Genomic DNA, 6035 nt, shown 5'->3' with positions numbered 1-6035 from the left:
TTCACGTGGCGAACCTACCCCGGATTCTGACCGAACACAACGCGCGTGCCAAGGGCCGCGCAACGCCCAGTGTTCCACTACCGGGTACGCAGTTGAGAAAGCATAGGGCAGGAAACATTCCCGCATTTTTTTCAGTTGAAATAGGTGGCCGAGCTGATCCCAGCCTCCTGGCACACTTCAGCAACCGTCTTGCCCTCCTCAACCTGCTTCAAAACAAACGCTTTCTGTGCGTCCGTAAATCTCGCTGGTTTCATTGCTTCCGCTCCTTCTCCCAGCCAGGGATTTGTCTCGGAGAACTTTAATCACTAATGGACGGACTACTTGGATTTCAGAGCAGCCTGAACGAATGGCGACGCGTCGCCACCCGATATGACAGATGCCCAAAGATATTTCTCTAGGCCATCGCTCTCGCTGCTACAGTCCTATTGTGGCTGTGAATTAATGAGACCGGAGCCCAACTTCGTCGCGATCACCAAGACAGTTCGGTTCGCTCAGAACTTTCCGACATAACCGTACAGAAGCGGTGCCTTTTTGCAGAACTTCTCTCTCTACTTCAAATACGTATTGAACCAAGCAATCGTCCGTTCCCAAGCCAGATTTGCCATCTCTTCATCATAGCGTGGCGTACTGTCATTGTGGAAACCGTGATTGGCATTTTCGTAGATGTAAGCCTCGTAGGTTTTGTCATTGGCCTGCAGTGCGGCCTCGAACGCTGGCCAACCCGCGTTGATGCGATCATCAAGCTCTCCCATTTGGATAAGCAGCGGGGCCTGGATTTTCGCCACATCCTCGGCTGCTGGCTGCCGTCCGTAGAAAGGTACACCCGCGGCCAGTTCAGGGTAGGCCACAGCGATCGCACTCACAACGCCGCCACCGTAACAGAAACCGACCGCGCCGACCTTGCCGGTGCTGTCTTCGCGGTTCAGCAAGTATTCAAAGCCGTTGAAGAAGTCGTTCATCAACTCGACCCGGTCGACCGTCCTTTGCAGTTCGCGCCCGTCTGCGTCATTTCCGGGATACCCGCCTACTGATGTCAGCCCATCCGGTGCCAGTGCCATAAATCCAGCTTTGGCCAACCTGCGCGCCACATCTTCGATATAGGGGTTAAGACCGCGGTTTTCGTGGATCACAAGGACTGCCGGTAATGGATCATCCACCCCGGCTGGTCGGACAAGATAGCCCCGTACGTCGCCAGTTCCGTTTGGCGAAGGATAGGTGATGTAGTCGGCGTGGATGTCAGGATCATTGAACGACACCTGCTGCGCCAACGCATAGTTCGGACTGAGCATTTTCAGCAGCGCGACCGCTGACACGCCTCCAACAGCGAACTTTCCGGCACGATCCAGAAATTCGCGCTTTGTAATTTTTCCATGGGCGTAGAAATCATAAAGGTCCAATAATTCCTGGTCGAAGTCTTCTGCCGTCATTCGGGTCATAGTGGATCTCCTGTTAAGACTGGTCTTTCAAATGTTGGGCCGCTGCCATCCGACTGATGGATCGCGATCCGTCGCAGAATTCGGCGTCGCATTGCATAGCATATTATCTCACTGCGAACCCTGAATTTCGACCTCCCAGATTGAGAGGTCGAGTGGTTGATCACTCGATTTAATTCGCCGACGTCGGAAAGCCGGCTTGTCCTTGATTAACGTCGCCGTAGTCAAAGTACTTGGCGTTATTTTTCTGGAATTCCCAGGCGGCGTCCAGCCAACGGCGCACTGAACTATCGCCGTTTGCCTCGGCTTTTACAGCGACCTTGTTTAACGCATCCGGCGTTGCGGCGCGCAGCTCATCCAAAAGGCCTTGGGGCCACGTCAGGTGTTTAACTCCGGACTGTTCCAGACGTTCAATCGCTTTGCCTTGGATGCTGAGCCGTTCTGCCTGCGTATCAAGAATGGCTGCCTTTGCCACGGCTTCGATCAATGTGCGCTCATGGGCGGGGATGCTTTCCCAAAAGCCCCTGTTCACTACCAACTCGACCGTCAGCGTTGGCTGGTGCCACGACCCGGAATATTTGTAAGGCAGGCCGACGTCAGAAAGGTTGGCCTCGGCATCAGTTTTGCCCTGCTGCCCTGAAATGAGTTTCAGGAACTGAATGTCATCTGCGGGCATGTTCAATTCGAACGCATCAATGTTTCCGTTTTGGAACATGGTGTGCGGGATCACGCCCGGAGCGAATCCGCCAAAGGTAAGGGTCTCGGGCTCGAACTGAATAGGATTGTCGGGGTTTGTGGCAGGATCACACACCGCAGATGCGTCCTCGCATCTGGTCTGACGACCGATGTTCGGCGTCGTGACGCCCAGTTTGGCGCAAGCTTCCGTCATGACCGCAGCAGCAGAGTCGGGCCAGCGAACGATCATAGGGGTTTCGCAGACTTTCAATAGCGCGTCTGCATTGCTCAGATGGGCGTCTGTATCCGGGTCGGGCAGTGGATTGGGGAAAAAACCGGGGCCCTGAGCCGTCGTGATTGCAACCGGTATCGTAACGACATTTCCGTCAAAGGTTTCGTCGTAAATCTGCTGCTGCAGCGCTAAGCCGCCGCCATAGAACAGGAACGAGGCGTATTCGTCAGGCGCCATGCCAAATGGCAAACCGCCGGACAACATTTCACCAAACGCCAAACCCGATTCAGCCGGAATAGCCAAAGCGGCGTTGATACCGCCCTCTTCAGCCCCAGCCGCAACCGCATTGTACAGGTTGCCCATAGCCTTTCGGTCGATCAGCTGTGGTTTGACATTGTGCTCGTCAAACGGATTGACTTTGCCCGAGGCGTGAACCTGAAAAGTGATCCCAAAAGGTTCCAGAATCTCATTCGCCTTCAAGACAAAGGCATTTCCGGGTCCGCCGATTGGGTGCGCCCCGCCCGGCGCGGCATCCGTGAATTGCAGCGGTGCGTATCTTGATTGGACCTGGATCGTTGTTTCAGCAATGGCCTGCGAGGCAAGTACAGTCGTCGCGGCCGTTATCAGCGCAAGCGAATGGCTGGGCTTCAGTTTCATAGTTTTCCTCCCGTTTTCGTAAACCTGAATGTCCAGCCATGAAATCTTCGTCGGGCTTTGCGTTTTATCCGCTTCGATCAAGCCCGCGACACCGAAACGGTGACGCCGACAAAACAGCGTTGACGACAGGCATTCACCCTCAAACGAATGTCGCAATTCATCTGTATCCCCGCGTTAGTTTAACGCGGGATCATGACAGCGTAGAAGGCTGAAAATCTGGACAGGACTAAGGTGTACTCGGCGCTGAATATCATTTTTTGAATGACTGCTCAATCTTATTTTTGAATGATCGCTCAAAAATATTTGACGGGCTTCTTGCCGGTCAGAAAGCCAACTCAGGATAATGGCGCATGGAATACGCGCAGCTTGCGAGTTTCTTTGTGCTACCCAAGAATTTCGCAGTGGACTTGGTGCCTATCAAACCCTGCGGCCTACAAAGGGATGTAAACGCCATGCGTTCCTGAGGACGGCCCAAAGCTGACTTTGAGCACGGTCATCGGATATTGCGACCGCAGCCCGCTTTTTGGACATTCGCCGCGCACGCAACATCAGCGGCTATTCAAATCCCTGCATCGAGGCAAATCCTAAACCGAAGACACTTGCCGTCAGTATCAAAGACATCGCTAAGGCGCCGAGCTTCTGTTTGAAGCCAATCTCCCACCGAGAGTTTAAGCGCGCCTTAGCGCTGCCCTGAAGCGACTGCTTATCTCATGGACCTGGACCTATGTCCTAGGCCCGATACGCGGCTTCCAGCACCTCGGCGGCGCGATAGATCGTGGCCTCGTCGTGGTGACGCCCGCTGAGCATTGCGCCGATTGGTCGGCCATCACTGGTTCTGCCTACCGGCACCGACAGTGACGGATGCCCGGTCGCACAGAAAGGAGAGGTGTTTCCAACCATCTCGAAAGCGCGTGCCACGATCTCTTCATCCGGCGCACCCTCAGGCGGCAATTTACTGGCCGCCATCGGGGTGGTTGGCATCAGCAGTAAATCATAGTCGGACAGTACATCATCATAGGCCTTGGTCAGAGCACGGTTGAGGTTTTGTGCCTTGCCATAGAACCGTCCCTTGTTGCGCGATGACATGTAGTGCCCGGTCAGCAAGCCCAGTTTCAGCGTAGGCGAGAACTCATCTGCGTGATCGCGCCATTTGGATTGGGCATCCAGCAGGCTTTCGACAAAGAGACCTTTCATATTAGTTCCATAGGCGTTCTGCCGCATCATCAGTTCGGTTGCGCCTTCGACGAAAATTGGTGTCCATATTGCTCCACCGGCAGCGTGCATCGGAATGGATATTTCTTCGACAACGGCACCTGCATCCGCCAGTTTCCGACCTGCTTCGCGTACCCGATCTTCCACCTCATCTTCAGCTCCGGGATGACCGAACCCTTCGCTGACGATTGCCACCCGCAGCCCCTCGGCGCCCTGACTCAAAGCGCCGGTATAATCCTGCGCGGGAGCGCCGCTCTGACGCGGGTCCAGCCCGTCGGGTCCGGCCAGGACCTCCAGCATCTGGGCGTTTTCCGCCACGGTCCGCGTCATCGGACCGACATGATCAATGGTCGTGTCCACGGCGAGAATGCCGGTGTAAGGCACCAACCCGTGAGTTGGTTTCATCCCGACAATCCCGCAATAGGAGGCCGGAATGCGAATCGAACCGCCCTGATCGCCGCCGGTGGCCATATCCACGATACCCGCCGCAACTAACGCCGCTGATCCAGAGGACGACCCGCCCGCGTTATGCCCGGGCACAACCGGGTTTTCGACAATCCCCTGCGCCGCGGTATGACTGCCCCCCGAGGCGCAATAGTACTCGCAAGCCGCCTTGCCAGTGATTTCGGCCCCGGCATCCAGCAGACGGGTCACCACCGTGGCATCAATCTCGGGAACATACCCGTCCAGTACGGTCGAGCCGACCTGCATTGGCCAGTCGGCCACGCATGTGTTGTCTTTGATCGCGACGGATTTTCCTGCCAACGGCCCTTCGGCCTTGCCCTTGATGCTGCCCTGAACGGCCCAGGCACCATAAGGGTTGTCGGCGGGGGTCGGCACGGTGTGGACGCTGCGCGGATAGGACGGCGCCGGATGGGGCTCGTCCATTTCTTCAACAGCGTCATAGGCATCCAACAGACCCTGCATCAGATCGTTGAAAGTCTGTGCCGAGGCGTCGGACAGATTCATACCCAGTTCAGCTGCCGCTGCTTGAACGTCTGAATTTGAGGGCCTTTTAACAGTCATGATCTTCTCCCTGGAATGTGGTCGAGTTTGTTGTTCAGCCGGTCGCTAGTGCTCCGGAAAGGCTTTGAAAACTGTGTGAACAAGCTCCGTCAATGTAGCTCGATCTGGTTGGGTAACGGCCAACACGTTCATCCCCTGCGCCATACAGAGAAGGTATGTAGCCCGGCCTTGCGGGTTGTCCCACCCGGCGCGTTCCAGCGCATCCCGGAAGGCTTGTTCGAGAAGATCGAGATGCTCCAGCATGATTGTGCGCACCTCGTCGTTGTTGCGGCCCAATTCCATCAGGGAATTGGTGCCCAAACAGCCAAAGCGCCGCTGACCTGTCAGAATGCCTTCGACGATGTAATGAAAATAGCTACGGATGCCTGCAATCCCATCCTCGGCCGCATTGATCCTGTCGATACCTTCGGTCGTCACCTTTTGCAGGTATGCGCGAACGGCGGATAGAAACAGCTGCTCCTTCTGCCCGTAGGTGGCATAGACGCTGCCGGGATTCAGGTCCATCGCCCGGCACAGGTCTGTCATCGCGCTCGCCGCATATCCTTTCTCCCAGAATACCTCCACGGCCTTCAGCAACGCCGCGTCCGCGTCAAACGTCTTGTGGCGACCCATCCAAGCTCCCTCGGCGTCATTTTGCATCAGCTATAGAAATTTCCTGAATGTAAATTCAAGAAAAATGCATTGCAAAACCCATACGACGAACCCGGCGCAACCCGGCAAGGAGAGTGACCAGCCCATCAAAGCCGCTGTGTTCGACACTTATGGCGCGCTGTAGGACGAGCATTCCGTCTCAGCGATCA

The 6035-nt window shown here is 55.7% G+C and carries 4 protein-coding genes and 1 pseudogene; all 5 read right to left on the bottom strand.

Annotated features, from left to right (window positions below; all coding sequences use genetic code 11):
• Nucleotides 1-134: 134 nt before the first annotated feature.
• Nucleotides 135-254: pseudogene (locus ACR0K4_RS17040) on the bottom strand (transposase); the annotation flags it as partial.
• Between the two features lie 294 nt (nucleotides 255-548).
• On the bottom strand, nucleotides 549-1436 hold the full coding sequence (yghX, locus tag ACR0K4_RS17035; RefSeq protein WP_480854934.1) for a YghX family hydrolase: 888 nt from the start codon (nucleotides 1434-1436) through the stop codon (nucleotides 549-551).
• Between the two features lie 169 nt (nucleotides 1437-1605).
• Nucleotides 1606-2997, bottom strand: a complete 1392-nt coding sequence (locus ACR0K4_RS17030; RefSeq protein ID WP_480854933.1) for a hypothetical protein — start codon at nucleotides 2995-2997, stop codon at nucleotides 1606-1608.
• Between the two features lie 729 nt (nucleotides 2998-3726).
• On the bottom strand, nucleotides 3727-5235 hold the full coding sequence (locus ACR0K4_RS17025) for an amidase (RefSeq protein WP_480854932.1): 1509 nt from the start codon (nucleotides 5233-5235) through the stop codon (nucleotides 3727-3729).
• A 45-nt stretch (nucleotides 5236-5280) separates the two neighbouring features.
• Nucleotides 5281-5847 carry a TetR/AcrR family transcriptional regulator gene (locus ACR0K4_RS17020; protein WP_480854931.1) on the bottom strand — a complete coding sequence of 189 codons (567 nt, stop codon included), beginning with the start codon at nucleotides 5845-5847 and terminating at the stop codon, nucleotides 5281-5283.
• Nucleotides 5848-6035: the final 188 nt, after the last annotated feature.

It is taken from the genome of Ruegeria sp. K11, from assembly GCF_056531905.1.
Note: the sequence above shows the minus strand (reverse complement) of the source record. Positions and strands in the feature narration are given on the sequence as shown.

Coding starts and splice junctions, on each gene's coding strand:
- yghX (WP_480854934.1), bottom strand. CDS start 1,436: ATGACCCGAATGACGGCAGAAGACTTCGACCAGGAATTATTGGACCTT.
- ACR0K4_RS17030 (WP_480854933.1), bottom strand. CDS start 2,997: ATGAAACTGAAGCCCAGCCATTCGCTTGCGCTGATAACGGCCGCGACG.
- ACR0K4_RS17025 (WP_480854932.1), bottom strand. CDS start 5,235: ATGACTGTTAAAAGGCCCTCAAATTCAGACGTTCAAGCAGCGGCAGCT.
- ACR0K4_RS17020 (WP_480854931.1), bottom strand. CDS start 5,847: ATGGGTCGCCACAAGACGTTTGACGCGGACGCGGCGTTGCTGAAGGCC.